This is a genomic window from Halococcus thailandensis JCM 13552, from assembly GCF_000336715.1.
GTDB classification, from domain to species: domain Archaea; phylum Halobacteriota; class Halobacteria; order Halobacteriales; family Halococcaceae; genus Halococcus; species Halococcus thailandensis.
This window is the reverse complement of sequence record NZ_AOMF01000179.1, coordinates 1-16,517: the sequence shown is the minus strand read 5'-3', so window position 1 is coordinate 16,517 and position 16,517 is coordinate 1. Positions and strand designations below refer to the sequence as shown.

The following is a 16,517-nucleotide window of genomic DNA, read 5'->3' as shown; positions in this document are numbered from 1 at the left end:
GGCCCGGAAAGCACGATTAGCGGCTGTTCGTCCTGCTCTTCCCTGAGAGCTACGATTTCTCCTTGGCTGTTCCGCTAAACAGATACCTTCAACAGACTCAACACCTGAATCTGAGACTGAGGCAGACACCGAAACCAAGACCGACACATCAACATCCACTGAAACATCCGAACCGACAGAAACACCGGAGCCAACAGAGACAGCTACAGAGTCGCCGACAACTACTGAAACATCCACTGAAACGTCCGAACCGACGGAGACACCGGAGCCAACGGAGACACCAACAGAAACACCAGAACCGCCCGAAACCGACACGCCGACAGAAACACCAGAGCCTACCGAAACNCCGGAGCCAACGGAGACACCAACAGAAACACCAGAACCGCCCGAAACCGACACGCCGACAGAAACACCAGAGCCTACCGAAACTCCACCAGAACCACCAACAGCTACCCCGGAACCGACAGAGACACCAACGGCAACTGAAACGCCGACAGAAACACCAGAGCCTACCGAAACACCGCCTGCACCGCCAACCGAGACACCGGAGCCAACGGAGACACCAACAGAAACACCAGAACCGCCCGAAACCGACACGCCGACAGAAACACCAGAGCCTACCGAAACNAGACACCGGAGCCAACGGAGACACCAACAGAAACACCAGAACCGCCCGAAACCGACACGCCGACAGAAACACCAGAGCCTACCGAAACTCCACCCGCACCGCCAACCGAGACACCAACGGAAACACCCACTCCAACGCAAACACCTACCGACACAGCCACTGAAACGTCCGAACCAACCGAAACGGCCACAGAAACGCCACCTGCACCACCAATCGATGGCTCGACAGACAGCGGAAACGAAGACTCAGCGCCAAACGAAGCGACAAGCGCCGATGAGGCTGAGACGACTGCTTCCGAATCAACAGCCAGCGCTTCGGGGACGAACGGGGGCGAAGAGACCATCAGCAACACGAACGAGGAGCAGAAAGGGAGCAACGAATCAGCAGATGCCAGTCTGATCGCAGCCCCTCACAAGTCAGAATTCCAGTAAGCAGCTGGAATGTTTTTTTTTTGGATTGTGGTTTAGATTAGCCGATAGAAATCGGAGAGTAGTATCAGCGGGTCGCGTTTGTCTCCTCCAGAGGGGTGGAAACCCATATGCCCTATCTCGACGACACCTACACGAAACCAGTTCTCGATTCGCTCAACGACGTGCATCAGCAGACCGGCCACGGCTGGTCGCGCGTGTTCCGCGACTGGATCGATACCATCTTCGCGAGCCTGCAACGCGACGACGACAGCCACGGCGAGATGGCCAACCGATACGAGAGTGATTTCGGCAAAGAGACGACGCAAACTGTCTTCAGAGCATATTCGGAAGCCTTCGCCGACTTGCTCGCAGCGATGGAACAGACCGACGCCGACGTGCTCGGCTGTCTGTTCCAAGAGTACGGTGCTCCATCCGAAGAAAATGGTCAGCANGAACAGACCGACGCCGACGTGCTCGGCTGTCTGTTCCAAGAGTACGGTGCTCCATCCGAAGAAAATGGTCAGCACTTCACGCCACCGCACGTCGCACGATTGCTTGGTGGGATGATGCTCCCCGCCGGCGGGCAGATCGAGAGCACAACCCCAGACGACCCGATCACGATCCATGACCCCACCTGCGGGAGTGGCGGTCTCCTTGTCGGTGCAGGACAACAACTCGAAGAATATGCTGAATCGCCATACGCAGCGGTGTTTGTCGGTCAGGACATCGACAGCAGATGCACCAAGATGACCGCGATCAACTTCGCAGTTCGAGGGCTTCCTGGCTTTGCGATTCACGGCGATTCGCTCAAAGCCGATCCGACGGCCGCATGGAAGGTCAGGCCCTCGAAAGGGCTGATGGGTGCGCCAATCCAGGAATGCGAGCCTCCACAATTCCTGTCCACCTCGGAAGATGGATCTGCTGACGGTTCGTCACCGCCCACAGCAGCAGATGGCGCGGACGAGGCTGGAGAACAGAATGACCAGATCGACGTAGACGTAGAGCTGGATACGCAGCAGGCCCAGTTCGCTGCATTCACCGACGATGATGGCGGTGCTGACCAGTGAGGACAGCTCAATTTCTCACTCGGTGTGGGGAGTGTCCGATTCGGATTCGGATGTTCTCTCATGTCACGACCCCATCCGCCAGCACCAGCAGTCGGCACCGNAGAACAAGCGGACTCAAGAGCGATTGGAGACGCCGATGACATCGCTGCTGCACGTCGAGCGAAATACGTGGCGTTTCTCCACCGCCATCCGTTCGCCACCGACGCCTACGATCTCGGCTTTCTCCCCGGTATCCGCGAGGACTATTCGTTCCAAATCGACGACTTCGCAAACGTCGAGACACCCGTTCTGATGGTCGATAACGATTTTCGCGACCCCGATGCCGACCGATACGTTGCACGTATCCGAGAACTTCCNTTCGCAAACGTCGAGACACCCGTTCTGATGGTCGATAACGATTTTCGCGACCCCGATGCCGACCGATACGTTGCACGTATCCGAGAACTTCCTGAGCAGCCGTGGGTGTGTGTTCTCGGCGATGTCTCGACGCCCGAACAGGCTCGCGACTACACTCAGCTCGCCCGGTCGCTTGTCGACGAGTTTCCCACCACCGAGTTCGTGATCGTCCCGAAGTGTCCCGAGGCGTTCGAAATCATCGATGAACAGTTCGTTCTGGGCTACCCGATGGGATATTCAGACATCCAGGCAACAGACATCAGCACGATAAGCGATTGGCGAGGGCGGCGCGTTCATCTCCTTGGTGCGAGTCCTCCAAAACAGTTCGAGGCGATACAGCGCTTGACACAGCCAACGATTACCGGCGATCCGCCCGCAAACATCATCGGAATCGATTGGAACGGCCCCCAACGTATCGCATATCTCGGCGAATATTGGAGTCGTAACGGCTGGCAGGCGGCCGATCAGCTCTCAATCCGTGAAACCGTCAGAAAAAGCCTCCGCGAGATGCGAAAATTCTGGCAGGAGCGGGGGGTCTGGCCAACTGAAACACCGATCGAAAGTAGCGGACCCGCTGTGCGTGAACCAGACGACCCAGTGTTCACAGCCAGCGGCGAGACTATTCGCGAACGCGAAGCACTCGAAGATGCGATTGTCACTGACTACGATAACGGACAAACGCTCGCCTATCAATCCGAAACCGAACGCGCATACGTCGAATACCACGCCGGGCTTGTCTGTAGTAGCTCCTAAGAATCGTCGCGAACAAAATCAGTGAAGGGACAACATCTCTGCGACGGGTTCAGCCATTCTCGTCTCCATCTTCGTCCTCATCCTTATCTTCATTCTCGTCAGAGGGTTCCTGCAGGTCCTCGACTGAAAGTTCATTCTGAAGATACGCACGGCCTTTTTCGACAATCCGATAGGCAGCAACGTCCGTATGCCGCTCGACGAGACCATGCTCTGCAAGCGTCGCACAATGGCTTGCGACGGCTTGTCGTCCATATGGTAGATTGAGACACATACTCGCTGGCTTGATCCAATAGCCGTCAAGATCCGCTAAGAACTGCAAAATCGGATAATCCATCGCTGTGAGCCAGTTCACTCTTCGATACATCTGATACTGCCCAGATTCAGGAATGTGCGGGATTAGAACTACCGATCGGGTGTCCTTGTATCCGATATCGGCCTACACAGCATCGATATCGTTGTCGGACCCATCTGTCAGGAGGGTTGTAGGGCAAGTCATATATAGAAGGGGGTGATGATTGCAGACGCAAAGCTAGGCACACAACCGCGCGCAGAAGGGGCCGTTTGGACAGCTACCCCTTCTGCCTCCGAGGTCATATAGTTTGCCCTCTCACGAGCGACAGCTATCTCTCGGGGGCGACGTTCCCGGCGTCGGCGTTCACACGGGACGACAAGAGTCACACGCATGCACGCATCCAGCGGAACGGCAGCCGCACAGTCCGACGAACAGCTGTTCGAGAGAATTGTCGCTCTCGAAGAGCGCGTTTCCGAACTCGAAGCCGATCGCGAGCGTCACCGAGAAGAGCTTCACGCGGTCGCACGAGAGAACCACGAACTTCGGTCGTCGCACGAACGGCTCGAAGAACGGGTTGACGACACCGAAGCCGACCAGAACGAACTGCAGAGCGAACTCGAACGCGCCGAAGCCAGCCGTGGGCACATCATCGAGGACATCGTCGACGTTGAGGAGCAACTCGCTGATGTGGAAATGCCTGTTGAGTCAGACAACGGAAACAACGCGGAAACCTCCCAACAACACACGGACATGGCCCCCATCGAGCGGATTTCCGTGATGGATACCGATGAGACCGGGATCGATGTAACCCCCTCCATCGAACGCGCTGTCTCGATCTTCGAACACTGGGGAGAATGGTCCGATAAGACACCAAAGGGGCGTGTCCTCAAGGATGATCTCAAGACACTCCTTCGGACAGCAACCGGCGAGGGGCTCGCATGGCGGCAAGTGTACCGTGCTGCCGAAGCACTCGAAGAGCTCTCCAAGGGGCGCATCGAATTCATCGATCACTCCCGCCACGGCAAGATGCTGATCGAGTCTCTCTCAGCCAGGAGTGGCGACTGTCGCTCGTCGTCAGCGGCCACAAGCTGATCCCCGTCAGAGAACCGCCTGCCAAACGATAGCTCGATAACAGGAATAATCGTTCCATGGATGGACGAGGTGTATGCATCGGTCGGCTACTGGCGGGTGAACTGCCTCAAACAGCCTCACAGTAGGTGAGAGTACAGAGAGGCTAGCTCAGTCACTGACGACAAGTGTCAGCCGAAACCGTCTGTCCACTTCTTCAAAAGTGTTAGAACAGTAGCGAGACAGTCCGCACCTAGTTTGTTTGCCTCGTCGAGGAATGGAGGAAAATTGATATGTCGTACACGACTCGTGCCGCCGAGACCGCAAGCAACCGCCACACCAGTATTCGTGACCGCGCTCTCGCAGCCCTGACTGACGCAGACACCGACAGCGAGACCATGAAAGCGACCGTACTCCGCGAGTATCACCGTCACCACTCCAGCGTGTCGCTCGAAGATGTCCTCGAACTCAATACGGTGGTTACCGCTCCAGAGCAAGGGCCACTCGAAGAGCGCGTTGCGACGGTTTTGGCAGCGGCGATCGCACAGCACGACAGTTGGACAGACACTCCACAAGCACCACCAGCCAGCGAGAATACTTCTGTTCCAGCCACGGAGGGTTACTGATGGACGGGCAGGCAAGAATCGGAACTGACGGCGGGAGAGAGGATTCTGAACACATCCTCGACAAGCTTCCACCAGAGAAGTTGCTCGATACACCCAAATTTCGGCTGATTCGTGGCGGCGTTGCCTGCATGCGCTCGGTCAAGACGGTCAAGCAGTACGTCGCCCATGAGAACGCCACCGAACAGCGTGAACAAGTCCNGTGGCGGCGTTGCCTGCATGCGCTCGGTCAAGACGGTCAAGCAGTACGTCGCCCATGAGAACGCCACCGAACAGCGTGAACAAGTCCTTCGATTGCTCAACCAGCGCGCAACAGAACTCCGCGAACAACAATAGGTATCTTTTACCTATCTGTGATTGCGATTCAAGAGCTTTCTCTCGATTTTGCCGGTGCATTTATATTCACCCTGTCAGTAACGTGATTAGAGGGATACATAATGGTTCGCCAAGACGGCAAACGAAGCTTCGGTTTGCGCGAAGCGGATGGTAGTGAACCCAGCGCGTTCGTTGGGAACTATCCACGGCAGGCAGCCCTGAAAGCCGCTCGGCGGTTGACCCCCGGACCGTCAGAAGCAGACGCCGACCGGCAGGAGCTCCGCCTCCGTGAACGTGGGACCAACAAACTCCATATCTACGAGGGATGGGCGTGGGAGGAGGACGCACCCGAAGATGGTCCGGAATGGCTCTCTGGCACCATCACTGAAGCCAACGTCGCAAAACAGGGCATCGAGTTCCTCGACGAGTAGTCTTCTCCTCCCCGCCGTATCCGGACGAATTGCGGACACAGACATGGTGGAGTGTCGTGATCCATCGTATCCATATTTTTCTTCCCCAGAGGGGTGGAGGAAAGAGCCAATGAGTCACGACACGCAGTCCAGATCGCCTACTGAACAGCCTGAACAGCTTGAACAGCAACAGTATCCAGCCGCCGAAACCGTTGCTCATCTCTCAAAAGCGACCTACCACCAGCGCATCGAGACGCTCGCTGAACGGATCCTCCCCCGACTCGCCGACGAGACAGGCACGATTCAGACGGTTAACTACAACACAGTTCTCGGCCATCTGCAAGTGATCGAACGGATGAGCTTCGACAATCCGTTCTCGATCTTGGAGCACAGTGAGTACGAACTCGATGGGTTCGACTGGAAACGGATCAACAACAAAGATCCAGTTCACGGACTCGCCGAGCAGGCACGCCGACTCGTCGCTGGCGATGTCCAGCAGCGACTCCTCGAACTGGTCGCTACCGACGATACACGCGTAGGCACTGGATCGCCGCACAACGGAGGACAACGATGACGGAGAACCAGCCTGACAGAGATCTCTATCTCGAATTGCTCGACGAGTGCTACGAAACGCTTCGTGAGGCAACCATTGAGGGNGACGGAGAACCAGCCTGACAGAGATCTCTATCTCGAATTGCTCGACGAGTGCTACGAAACGCTTCGTGAGGCAACCATTGAGGGGGTTGGCGAGATCGCTGAATACGCTGTTGAAAAACGGTGTGACGAAGCAGTTGGCGAGCACGAGGTCATCGGAAATATAGAAGAACCAAGGACGAACGCCGCAATCATCGCCGTCTCGACTCGTACCGAAGACGTGATCGCAGATACATCGGGCCACAATTCCGCCGCACTTTTCGCAGAACTAGCGCCTACCGAGCAGCTTGCGGAGCTTGCACACATGGCCGCTAAATACGATCTCATCGAACGTGTGCTCACCGAGCAATCGGAGGCTGCTCACCAATGAGCGACAGCAAAGCGAGCCGCCAGACGAAGTACAAAATCCCCGATGATCACGTCTGGGCGGACGAACAAGTCCAAGAATCCGAGGACCGCCCACCCGTGGCCGAGGTAGAACGCCACTCGATCGAGATCATCCACCGTGGGCGCGACCGCACGAGCAGCGAGGGCGATATCCGGTATCGGTACGTGTTCGAGAATGGCGAAGCCATCGGCATCCTCCGGTCGCACCGACTGGCCGAGAGCAATCAATTCGATCCGATGGGAGCAGCCGCGCCGTACGAAGTCCCCACTGTCGTGAAGGACATGCTGGCCCACGAGATGCGAGCCGACCACTGGACTGAGGTCGTCGATATCGAGCGAGCACAGCAATTCGCAGAGGTTGATGGACGATGACTGACGACGAGGATCGGCAGCCAATTCGAGACGGCCGGAGCGTCGAAGCACGAAATATGGACGAGCTCGTGATGGCGCTCCGCGAGATCGACTTCATCTACAGCGTCGATTCGGATCGCGAGCGTGCCATCGGGCTGACGTTCGATCTCTCGAAACTCGACCAGGAAACGGCGTGGGAGGGGTCGGATATTCCAGAGACTGCAGCAACATTGCTGTTCGAAGCACGGTTCGTCCCGACAAGCTTCGGGCGCGAACACAATTGGGCGAAAGACGCTCACCTGCCGACAATCTGGTTCGAAACCGTTGAGAGTGTAGCCAGTAGGGCGGGTGATGTCGATGAGTGACCGACGCCGTCGCGACGATACCGTTCGTGCAGTCGATCTGTTTTGCGGCGCTGGTGGTCTCTCGTGGGGGCTCGCGCAAGCCTGCGAACACCTCGATCGGGAGGTCGAACTCGCCGCAGTGAATCATTGGGAGCGCGCCATCGAAACGCACGAGCGCAACCACAGTTGGGCCGATCACTACCATGCGAAAGTCGAAGAACTTGACCCGCGTTCGGTGTTCGATACCGAGCGCGTTGATATCCTGGTTGGTGGTCCCCAGTGTACTCATCACAGCAACGCCAGAGGTGGGCGGCCAGTTAGCGAACAGAAGCGGGCATCACCATGGCACGTCCTCGATTGGCTGCAGAAGCTCTATGTCGATCATTTCATCATCGAGAACGTTCAGGAATTCGAAAATTGGTCGCCAGTCGGGGCTGACGGCACACCGATGGAATCGAAAAAGGGCGAAACCTTCGATGCGTGGATCAATGCTCTCCACTCACTGGGCTACAACGTCGATTGGCGGGTGTTGAACGCCGCAGACTACGGCGATGCGACAAGTCGGAAACGGTTGTTCGTCGTCGGCTCTCGGCAAGGTAGCCCGAAATGGCCCGAGCCGACCCACAGCGAGAACGGAGAGACATCCGGAACCGAACCGTGGCGACCAGCAGCAGAGGTCATCGACTGGTCCGAGCGCGGCGAGAGCATCTGGCAGCGCGACCGTCCACTCGTCAACAATACGATGCAGCGCATCGCAGAGGGTATCCGCCGACACAGCGACGACGCTATCGAGCCATTCGCGAACGCCGTCGCAGAACTAGGAAAAGCCGACGTCGAGGCACTACAGGAAAACGCTGTCGAGGTGACTGAACCTGATACGCTGGAAACGGCCATCGAGCGGCACTCTGACCCGTTCCTCGTGAAATACTCCGAAATCACAACGGGGGAGGAAGGTACGACGTCAGTCGATACACCCACAGCCGACAGCCAGCAGTTCAGCCTCTGTAGCCCATACCTGCTCGGTCAGCAGTCCCATGCACGGCCGAAAAACGTCAGCGAGGCACCTGTACCAACCATCGCAACGCGGGGAGCGATCAGCTTGATCGAGCCCCGCGCACGCTCGTTTGTTCTGCCACGCAACGGCGCATACCGTGGCCTCCACAGCAACGCTACCTACGAACCGGATGAGCGACCGCTACACACGGTCACGGCGAAAAATCACGACGGCCACCTAGTGACGCCATATCTCGTCCCGTACTACAGCGAGCGTGAAGGGCAGACGCCACGGACACACGACATCGATGAACCACTACCGACGGTGACTGCAACAGGATCGGATCCGTATCTCGCCCAACCGTTCCTCGTTGAGTACTACGGAAATGGTGGCGCGCAGCCAATCGAAGACCCAATACCGACCATCACCACGAAAGACAGATTCGCCCTAATCTGTCCTGAAGCCTTCCCGTGGGGGGTGGACATTCGCTTTCGGATGCTCCAACCACGCGAACTCGCGGCGGCAATGGGCTTCTCCGAGGACTACGAGATCGTCGGCAACAAGACCGAGACCACCAAGCAAATCGGAAACGCGGTCCCCGTGAACCTTGCCACAGCGCTGTGCAAGCAACTCCTCTCCGAGCGAGATCCAACGCTGTTCAGCTACACATCGACTGGCGAAAAATCGATTGCTGATGGTGGAGAACGTGAGGTAGCAAGCCATGGTCTAACGGAAGAAAATGAATGAGCAGCAATACGGGCACCACGGATATGGTCTATCGAGAGACACGAATGAAAGGTCTGACAATCCACAGTAGCAAATGAGTGATGAACGATCCGAAGGATCCGAAGAGGCCGAACAGCGCGAGATTATCATCACGGACACCGCGAAATCAAAGGTATACCGTCTTTATTCGGTACGCGAATTATTTGAGAATATTCGAAACCAGCCCGGGGCAGTGTATCAGAAGGGCGACAGCGGTGAGTACCACCTCGTTAAAAATGGCCGAGTGATCGTCGTTACGACCGAACCTGGAAAATACATCGTGGTCACACAGATGCATAACCATCCAGATTACACTCGTAGCAATATCTATCAAGAAGTCCAAAAACTGCCGTAATGTCTTCCTCGCCGTGAACAGCAAGGACTCTCTACTGGGGTAGCTGTTTCAATGGTTTTGGTAGAGGATTGTTTTCTCTCCTCAGAGACATGAGGTATTCAAAAATGGAGACGATGAAATCAATAGAAAAGATACTCAAGAAAAAAGGCGTCGAAAGTCTCGAAGCGATGGAACTCAACGAGAGCTACACGATCCAAAGCCAAGGCTACCACGAACTCACGATCGAGAAAGTCGGCTCTGACCGTCTCTCAGTCGCTCACTACTACACACAACGTGGCGATCTGATGCGTGATCCTGAAATCGTGTTTCGTATCGAAGAAAACGATAGCTGGACGGCTGTTGAGTACCAACAGGACGATTGCGGTATCTATCAACATGACAAATCCGGGCTTGACTTGAGTGAATTCATCAAGCAATGGGACGAAAATCTTGGAAATCAAGGGTTTGTAGGAGTGGTCCAATGAAGTCACGTCAGCCTGACGTATCGGCTACAGCGGACACAGAAGAGCAAACCGTCGAATTCGACCAGCGAATCGATGATATCGACGACTTCGACGATCGATTCGTGATCAATCGTCCCGACCGACCGAATCGTCCCGGTCGACGACTTCGCGACGACTCGCCGAAATATCTCAGCATCGCTCACGAGGACCTCGACGAGTTCGTTGATGCTCCCGATACCGAGATCGAAGACTGTCCCCGCTGTCAAAATCCCGAAAGCGACCAACAATGCGGTTCGGACGACCGACTCCAACTGCTGACGCCATGCCACAAGCTCGGCTATGATCTCCGGTGTCGCACTTGTGGCGCGCTCCTAACACAGATCGGGCACGCCCCAGTCGAAGGGATTGTCGTCCCCGAAGCTGATGTCAGCCTTCCAGATGGCGAGTAGCGCTCTATCCTGATTTTCTTCTCCGAGAGGAGTGCGCGGAGGAGAACGTCCGCGCGGAGACTACTCACATGAGCGAATCCACACCGACACCCGGACACGGACCAGTCGTTGACGACTTTCTGCCAACTGCCATCCAGCTCGGTACCCGTGCGCTCTGGCAAGCCAAAGGCTCTCAACGGTATATCGAGCGTATCGTAACGCAGGCAGACGCCCAGCTTGGCGATATCGAGAGCGATATCGTGGCGGCTCGCACTGCCTACGAAGACGCCATTGGAGCGTTCACTGGCGAAGAGGTGTGTGTACTCGCCGATCAACTTGACGCTGAAGAACAGGCTCTCGATCACCTTCACGAAACTCCGAGTGACGCTCCACAGGCGAGTCAAGCCGTGGCGACGTTGTTCAGAAAAGGACTATCCATCGCGACCGAGAGTGCCGGTGAAGAGTTCCACCAGCGAGTGTCGGAGGCCGAAACCGTCCGTGAGCAAGCGTGCTCGATGGTTGGTGGGGCAGCCATCGCCATCGATGCACTCGAGCAAATCGCCGACTGCCACCCGGATGTCGACAGAGACGAGATGACACTCCCATCACGAGAAGCCGGCTGGTGAGCCACGTATCGAGCATTCTGACCCTCGTTTTTCTTCCCCGAGAGGGGTGCGCGGACAGATAGAGACGAACACGTCCGCACGAGGACATCCAAAACCATGACCGAAGGTACCACGAGCAGTTCTGATACAGACGCACCGACCGACAACTCTGTCGATAACAGCCGAGAACCCGAATCTGGAGATAGCCACGATCCGTCCGAGAGCGGCAGTGACGACGCTATCGACACGTCGGCAATGGCCCGTGCGCTCAAACACGAGCTCGAACAGAAGGGCATGACCGTCGAAGTCGAAGACGACGGCGAAACCGTTGCCGCCGAGAAGCTTGACCAGTCCTACCGCATCCGTCCCGATGGGACTGTCGAGGGTAACGGCGTCCTCAAAGACGGCATCGAAAACATCGTCGCCGATCTCGATCCCGTGCAGGACACGGAGACCGACAATCCTGAAATCGACGCAGACCCAGACACGGGAGACGATTCTGACGACAGCGCTTCCAACGCTGACGAGAATGACCGCAGCAAGGAGAGCAAGAGCAGTGAGGGCGTCAACGACGAGAACGGGGTCAAAGACGAGAGCGAAGACGAGGTATCTTCTTCGGAAAGCGACATGCCGACCGCTCCCGCCGAAACCGATGAGACAGCTGCTACGGTCGAAGACGACACCGCGATCGAGCAGAACGAAGAGACGGAAGAGGAGGCCGAACGAGAGGAAGAAGAGTCACTCCCCACGGGCAATGTTGGCCGATTCGAAGCAGCAATCGAAGTCGGCCACCTCCAGGAGGTCATCGACGCAGCGCACGCAATCGTCGATGAGTGTCGCATCCACCTCGATACGGATGAGCTCGTCATTCGTGCGGTCGATCCGGCCAACGTGGCGATGATCGATGAGAACGTGTCCGCTGATGCGTTCGAAGCCTACGACACGGACTGTGGCGAGATCGGTATCAATCTCGAACGGTTGGACGAGGTGGTCGGTATCGCTGACAACAATGACGACCTCGTACAGTTCGATCTCGATCCGAAAACCCGGAAACTAGACGTGCAGGTCAACGCTGTCGAATACACGCTCGCGTTGATCGATCCCGAGTCGATCCGAGCAGAGCCCGATATTCCGGACCTGGACTTGCCCGCCACAGTCTCGATGGATGAAGCCGAGTTCAAGCGAGCGATTCGGGCTGCGGATATGGTCTCCGACCATATCACCCTCCAGGTTGACGAGCGCGAGGAGTGCTTCATCGCCAATGCCGAGGGCGATACCGACGATGTCGATCTCGAACTCTCCGGCGACGATCTCGAAGACGCCGACTGGGGGAGTGCGTATTCACTGTTCAGTCTGGAGTATCTGAAGGATCTCCGCAAGCCAATTCCGTCGGATACTGTCGTTCGGATGCAGCTCGGTGAAGAGTTCCCGATCAAACTCACCTTCGAGTTGGCTGATGGGGCGGTGGATGTCGAATTCATGGTCGCACCGCGAATCCAAAGCGACTGAACACCATCCATGTACGCCACAATCGGTGAACGCGACTCGAAATTTTCCTGTCCGACGCTCGTCAACACCGAGATCGACACCTGTCATGACCTGTTTTGGACAATGCGCGCCGCCGAGGAGTACATCGAAGAGCAGACAGGACAAAGCGTCGACGACGACCAGTGTCCACTCCGGGTTGTGGAAATCGTCGAGCTCGAAGACGAATCGACGACCGAGTGAGCGCACCAGCCACCACTGGTTATCGCTTTAGGTCAGAATGAGTGCTCTGTGAGGAATCTGGCCTGCTGATTGCTGCAGAATTTCTCAAAGATGGAGAACGAAGAGTCGAGTCGTGACCGATGTTGCTGGAGTCAACTGAATTCACGTCGGTTTCCTTTCAGAAGCGCGCCGAATTGGGAGCGTTGCCACTCAACGCGAGGCTTTCCCGGCTCGGCTGACGACAGTCAGCCGGGCCGGATCGTCGCCAGTTCACTCGCGTTCGTCAGATCTGGATCAACAGTTCCATGAGCCACTCGCTCTGTGAGCGCGTGGCGATTCATATTCCGGTCAATCGCTCCCTCGATGATCGCTAACCCGGGATCCCACGAATAGCCGAACTGCTGGGCTAACGTCTCCAGAACATCGGTTCCGTACCACTGCAGTCGCTTTGAAAACGACATCGGTTGCGTTTCCGTCTCTTCCTCAACTGAGCCACAACAGGCAGATCCGAGCCCTGCTCGTATCTGCCGCAGCAGATACCGGCTGAGCAGCACCATCACCATCGAGGCGAGCATGAAACACTCAATCGCGTCCGTCCGCCGAACAGAAATCTCGTCCAACCCGAACACCGATTTCGCCTCCTGGACGAGCGTTTCTACGCTCCATCTGTTGGAATACAAAGCCGCGATTTCTCGCGGCTTGAACCACTTTCTCGGCAGATTCGTCACATACAGATGGTAGTCATGGTCAGCGTCAGGTGCATCGTCGCCGTCAGTTGCCTCGTCGTGACGAAGTCCGACGAGGCGGAACTCACGCGGGAGCAGGTCACTTTCCGAACTCAGTGTGTCGAAGCTCGCGGTCACGTCGATTTCGCTGCGATGGAGGTCCGGAAGTACGTCTTGGAGGTTTCTACCCTCCAAGGAGATGGCGTTGCCGCGCCATCTCCTGAGTTCGTCCGTAATCGGCGCGTTTGAATCGACTTTCAACCGATTCACGAACCAACCACCCTGCTCGTCGATCTGCGCGATCTTCCCGTAGTCGTGGTAGCCGAGATCGTCCAACAGAAGCGAATTAGCCATCCAGTCACCGATTTCGAGTTGGCTCAGTTCGCCGGTACGGACATCAGTGATCGACGTGAAAAACGGAGCACGCGATGTGAGTGATTCGATCACGTGGAGCCGTGCTCCAGCGTGATCGTCACCATAGCCGGGGAAGTCCTCGAAGGACTCCGCCGACAGCGTACAGTCGGTCGCATCCGCGATGAAGACATCGCGGAAGCGATCAAACCGACCACCCAGAGAGTGCTCTGTTCCGCCGAGTTCGACGCTGAGGTGCGCAATGATCTCGGTGAGGAGAGTCTTGAGCTCTGGTGTGATCCATTGCTGGATCGACGAGTACGCTGCGTTGTGTTCAGTAAACGTCTTGTAGAAGTCCTGTACCTTGGTTACAGAGCCATCTGGCTGTGTCGTTCCGAAGAGAAAGCTCCAGACAAACGGTACCGGTCCAATCTCACGATTTCGTTCGACGAGGCTGGTGGCGCGAGAGGTTCGCGCCACCGCCTCTCCTGGCAGCACCGTTCGGAGTTCCCGCACGATCCGATCGATCCATCGTTGCATAGGTCATCGGAGCGGAATCGCGGAAAGGAATCTGCTGTCTGAGAGTTCCAGTAAAATCGGTCGATCTTACGGGAAATCGGCTTAGGCGATAACGGGTGATCCCTACCACTTTGCAATCAACCATTGCTGGGACTGGCAATCCTAATCCAATTTGCTCGGTTCAATCCTATCTGGAAGCAAGTCGTTACTTCCTTCATCCGGTGTAGGCGGAACCGGACCAAATCCGCCAATCAGACCAAGTGAGTTTCAGAACATTCTAGTTCGTAACTCCATTTTGGGAGGATAACTTGTCCTCCCCTTTCGCGTGACTGTTCCCACAGAAGGTACAAACTACAAGTAGAAGCGCCTGAAGCTTTAGTCAATGAGCCTTGTCCCACCTGAATGGGTACTTGAGTGGAGTCAAACAATTGGGGCATTAGGATCTGTATTTGTCTCGCTCTTGTTAGCGATTCTCTACAAACGTCAGCAAGAACAATTAGCTGCTGACAACAAAGCTCTTCTTGAGGTTAGTAGTGTTGAGTGGGATCGGGATGATGCGACCTTGAAAATGTCTAATTTTGGTAATGGAGTAGCTGCGGATCTCTCACTAGTTACACTGGCCTATGTAGATACTGGAGAACACCGAGTATACAGTTCTAGACGATCCTTCTTGAAAAGAGAAGACAAAGAGGGTGAGTGGGCCAACACTATCCGACCTGAAGAAGAAGACATTATATTCCATGGCAAATCTAAGATAGGAAATATGGCTCCTGATGGGCACCCTAGAAGGTGGTACGGAATAAATTTCAGCTTGTTCATTAAGCAGATTGCCAGTAGAGGAGCCACAGAGGTAAAATTCATTCATATAATTAAAGGAAGTGAACTATCAAAAAGCCCCTGCTTTGAAGTTGTCTCACCATGGACACAAATAATAAATCCTCAGGATTTTGGACCAAGCAATTCACTAGAAAATTTACCATCAGTTAGTTTTCATGGTAGTGATGATACATTCACACCATACTTCCGACAGGATACCATTTCCCAAATATCTCCATGGATATACCACAAGGGAATTAGAATTATGAACACCATACCCAAAGTTGATATTCAGTCTCGTCCTCTGGATGCTTCTGGATTGAAGCCGGTCAAGCGTGTATTTCTTCGTGCAAAAATCAAAGAAATAACAGAAAGAATCAGAAATATCTGGTTGACTCTTCTAACTGTATCATACTTACCCCTGATATTGACTGTTCTTGAATCTTTATTTGGAAAAAAATGAGAGTATATCAGTCAGTATTGAATGATTACTCATTTTTTCCGGTCAAAGCCTCCTGCATACCTATCCTCGGTACTTCCCAATCTGTCGTTGTGGCTGAATAATTTTGCACCGATTTTCGCAGCACAGTATCTTGCTTGGATCGATGAGTAGCCTTTTCGAGCCATCCTATATCGATAGCCACCGAAAGAAACCTTCTCAACAAGGGATTCGAACGGAGCCGTCGCTCTTCGTCGAACACTCTCGCCTGTCGCGGGCTGGATTAGCCCGCGACGGCGTTACGGTGACTCAGCGGGACACCGACACCGTTTGTCGGTACTTCCCAGATCCACCCGAGTCGCTCATTGAGTGCGTGGCCAATCCACTTTCGGAAACGCTTGAACGGAAACCATCTCGGGAGTGCTCGCCCGCCGCGCCGCGGCTGGGCGAGCACTGCCCACCCCACCAGAATCCACAAATTCCGGAGTAGAAACGCTACACCCACGTACACCAAGCGAATCCCAGGATCACGCGTCGTGGTCGTTGCGAGTGCTTCCCGGAACGTGCGGAAGCTGGTTTCGATCACTGGTTATCGCTTTAGCCCACAAATCATCGGAACCAGAGCGAAACCCGGAATAAATGGTTTAAATCGGCGTGCACTTAGTGCACGCC

19 protein-coding genes are annotated in these 16,517 nt (G+C 55.5%); 16 read left to right on the top strand and 3 right to left on the bottom strand.

Features of this window, described 5'->3' with window-relative positions; all coding sequences use genetic code 11:
• Nucleotides 1-1,166 precede the first annotated feature (1,166 nt).
• Both C451_RS19150 and C451_RS19145 read left to right on the top strand, forming a co-directional pair.
• A complete protein-coding gene (locus C451_RS19150; protein ID WP_007743261.1) occupies nt 1,167-2,105 on the top strand; it encodes an N-6 DNA methylase in 939 nt (312 codons plus the stop codon).
• A 60-nt stretch (nt 2,106-2,165) separates the two neighbouring features.
• On the top strand, nt 2,166-3,254 hold the full coding sequence (locus tag C451_RS19145) for a DUF6610 family protein (protein WP_152420503.1): 1,089 nt from the start codon (nt 2,166-2,168) through the stop codon (nt 3,252-3,254).
• 49 nt (nt 3,255-3,303) lie between these two features.
• Here C451_RS19145 and C451_RS21210 read toward each other — a convergent pair whose 3' ends face one another.
• Nucleotides 3,304-3,588 carry a phage repressor protein gene (locus C451_RS21210; RefSeq protein ID WP_152420502.1) on the bottom strand — a complete coding sequence of 95 codons (285 nt, stop codon included), beginning with the start codon at nt 3,586-3,588 and terminating at the stop codon, nt 3,304-3,306.
• A 348-nt stretch (nt 3,589-3,936) separates the two neighbouring features.
• Between C451_RS21210 and C451_RS19135 the strand changes: the two genes are divergently transcribed.
• The 10 genes from C451_RS19135 to C451_RS19085 all read left to right on the top strand — a co-directional run bounded on the left by C451_RS19135 (nt 3,937) and on the right by C451_RS19085 (nt 10,276).
• Nucleotides 3,937-4,638 carry a hypothetical protein gene (locus tag C451_RS19135; RefSeq protein WP_049913247.1) on the top strand — a complete coding sequence of 234 codons (702 nt, stop codon included), beginning with the start codon at nt 3,937-3,939 and terminating at the stop codon, nt 4,636-4,638.
• 269 nt (nt 4,639-4,907) lie between these two features.
• Nucleotides 4,908-5,240: a hypothetical protein gene (locus C451_RS19130; RefSeq protein WP_007743255.1), complete on the top strand. Its 333-nt coding sequence runs from the start codon at nt 4,908-4,910 to the stop codon at nt 5,238-5,240.
• Between the two features lie 434 nt (nt 5,241-5,674).
• The gene (locus C451_RS19120) at nt 5,675-5,983 is read left to right on the top strand and encodes a non-histone chromosomal MC1 family protein (protein ID WP_007743254.1); all 309 of its coding nucleotides are present in this window, start codon (nt 5,675-5,677) and stop codon (nt 5,981-5,983) included.
• Between the two features lie 109 nt (nt 5,984-6,092).
• On the top strand, nt 6,093-6,536 hold the full coding sequence (locus tag C451_RS19115) for a hypothetical protein (RefSeq protein WP_007743250.1): 444 nt from the start codon (nt 6,093-6,095) through the stop codon (nt 6,534-6,536).
• Between the two features lie 120 nt (nt 6,537-6,656).
• Nucleotides 6,657-6,986, top strand: coding sequence for a hypothetical protein (locus tag C451_RS19110; RefSeq protein ID WP_241431261.1), 330 nt, complete (start codon nt 6,657-6,659; stop codon nt 6,984-6,986).
• Nucleotides 6,983-7,375, top strand: a complete 393-nt coding sequence (locus C451_RS19105; RefSeq protein WP_007743246.1) for a hypothetical protein — start codon at nt 6,983-6,985, stop codon at nt 7,373-7,375. The genes C451_RS19110 and C451_RS19105 overlap by 4 nt, the downstream gene beginning before the upstream one ends.
• Nucleotides 7,372-7,719, top strand: coding sequence for a hypothetical protein (locus C451_RS19100; protein WP_007743244.1), 348 nt, complete (start codon nt 7,372-7,374; stop codon nt 7,717-7,719). The genes C451_RS19105 and C451_RS19100 overlap by 4 nt, the downstream gene beginning before the upstream one ends.
• Nucleotides 7,712-9,439 (top strand): DNA cytosine methyltransferase, encoded by a 1,728-nt coding sequence (locus C451_RS19095; RefSeq protein ID WP_152420501.1) that lies wholly within the window; start codon nt 7,712-7,714, stop codon nt 9,437-9,439. Before C451_RS19100 ends, C451_RS19095 begins: the two co-directional genes overlap by 8 nt.
• A 73-nt stretch (nt 9,440-9,512) precedes the next feature.
• A complete protein-coding gene (locus tag C451_RS19090; RefSeq protein WP_007743239.1) occupies nt 9,513-9,812 on the top strand; it encodes a hypothetical protein in 300 nt (99 codons plus the stop codon).
• An 89-nt stretch (nt 9,813-9,901) separates the two neighbouring features.
• Complete coding sequence (locus C451_RS19085) at nt 9,902-10,276, top strand: DUF6908 domain-containing protein (RefSeq protein WP_152420500.1); 375 nt, start codon at nt 9,902-9,904, stop codon at nt 10,274-10,276.
• Between the two features lie 2 nt (nt 10,277-10,278).
• On the opposite strand, the gene C451_RS19080 is transcribed toward C451_RS19085, so the two are convergent.
• Complete coding sequence (locus tag C451_RS19080) at nt 10,279-10,521, bottom strand: hypothetical protein (RefSeq protein WP_152420499.1); 243 nt, start codon at nt 10,519-10,521, stop codon at nt 10,279-10,281.
• A gap of 251 nt (nt 10,522-10,772) precedes the next feature.
• Between C451_RS19080 and C451_RS19075 the strand changes: the two genes are divergently transcribed.
• The 3 genes from C451_RS19075 (at nt 10,773) to C451_RS19065 (ending at nt 13,016) form a co-directional block, all read left to right on the top strand.
• Nucleotides 10,773-11,309: a hypothetical protein gene (locus C451_RS19075; RefSeq protein ID WP_007743236.1), complete on the top strand. Its 537-nt coding sequence runs from the start codon at nt 10,773-10,775 to the stop codon at nt 11,307-11,309.
• Between the two features lie 756 nt (nt 11,310-12,065).
• Nucleotides 12,066-12,797 carry a DNA polymerase sliding clamp gene (locus tag C451_RS24435; protein ID WP_049913249.1) on the top strand — a complete coding sequence of 244 codons (732 nt, stop codon included), beginning with the start codon at nt 12,066-12,068 and terminating at the stop codon, nt 12,795-12,797.
• Nucleotides 12,798-12,806: 9 nt separating this feature from the next.
• Nucleotides 12,807-13,016, top strand: a complete 210-nt coding sequence (locus tag C451_RS19065) for a hypothetical protein (protein WP_007743234.1) — start codon at nt 12,807-12,809, stop codon at nt 13,014-13,016.
• Nucleotides 13,017-13,240: 224 nt separating this feature from the next.
• On the opposite strand, the gene C451_RS19060 is transcribed toward C451_RS19065, so the two are convergent.
• Nucleotides 13,241-14,611, bottom strand: a complete 1,371-nt coding sequence (locus tag C451_RS19060; RefSeq protein WP_007743233.1) for an IS4 family transposase — start codon at nt 14,609-14,611, stop codon at nt 13,241-13,243.
• A 361-nt stretch (nt 14,612-14,972) separates the two neighbouring features.
• Between C451_RS19060 and C451_RS22185 the strand changes: the two genes are divergently transcribed.
• Nucleotides 14,973-15,869, top strand: a complete 897-nt coding sequence (locus tag C451_RS22185) for a hypothetical protein (protein ID WP_152420498.1) — start codon at nt 14,973-14,975, stop codon at nt 15,867-15,869.
• Nucleotides 15,870-16,517 lie beyond the last annotated feature (648 nt).

What these genes read in the sequence shown, in the direction of transcription:
- C451_RS19060 (WP_007743233.1), bottom strand. Translation starts at nt 14,611, where the DNA reads ATGCAACGATGGATCGATCGGATCGTGCGGGAACTCCGAACGGTGCTG.
- C451_RS19115 (WP_007743250.1), top strand. Translation starts at nt 6,093, where the DNA reads ATGAGTCACGACACGCAGTCCAGATCGCCTACTGAACAGCCTGAACAG.
- C451_RS22185 (WP_152420498.1), top strand. Translation starts at nt 14,973, where the DNA reads ATGAGCCTTGTCCCACCTGAATGGGTACTTGAGTGGAGTCAAACAATT.
- C451_RS19085 (WP_152420500.1), top strand. Translation starts at nt 9,902, where the DNA reads ATGAGGTATTCAAAAATGGAGACGATGAAATCAATAGAAAAGATACTC.
- C451_RS19120 (WP_007743254.1), top strand. Translation starts at nt 5,675, where the DNA reads ATGGTTCGCCAAGACGGCAAACGAAGCTTCGGTTTGCGCGAAGCGGAT.
- C451_RS19075 (WP_007743236.1), top strand. Translation starts at nt 10,773, where the DNA reads ATGAGCGAATCCACACCGACACCCGGACACGGACCAGTCGTTGACGAC.
- C451_RS19135 (WP_049913247.1), top strand. Translation starts at nt 3,937, where the DNA reads ATGCACGCATCCAGCGGAACGGCAGCCGCACAGTCCGACGAACAGCTG.
- C451_RS19095 (WP_152420501.1), top strand. Translation starts at nt 7,712, where the DNA reads ATGAGTGACCGACGCCGTCGCGACGATACCGTTCGTGCAGTCGATCTG.
- C451_RS19105 (WP_007743246.1), top strand. Translation starts at nt 6,983, where the DNA reads ATGAGCGACAGCAAAGCGAGCCGCCAGACGAAGTACAAAATCCCCGAT.
- C451_RS19090 (WP_007743239.1), top strand. Translation starts at nt 9,513, where the DNA reads ATGAGTGATGAACGATCCGAAGGATCCGAAGAGGCCGAACAGCGCGAG.
- C451_RS19130 (WP_007743255.1), top strand. Translation starts at nt 4,908, where the DNA reads ATGTCGTACACGACTCGTGCCGCCGAGACCGCAAGCAACCGCCACACC.
- C451_RS19100 (WP_007743244.1), top strand. Translation starts at nt 7,372, where the DNA reads ATGACTGACGACGAGGATCGGCAGCCAATTCGAGACGGCCGGAGCGTC.
- C451_RS21210 (WP_152420502.1), bottom strand. Translation starts at nt 3,588, where the DNA reads ATGGATTATCCGATTTTGCAGTTCTTAGCGGATCTTGACGGCTATTGG.
- C451_RS19065 (WP_007743234.1), top strand. Translation starts at nt 12,807, where the DNA reads ATGTACGCCACAATCGGTGAACGCGACTCGAAATTTTCCTGTCCGACG.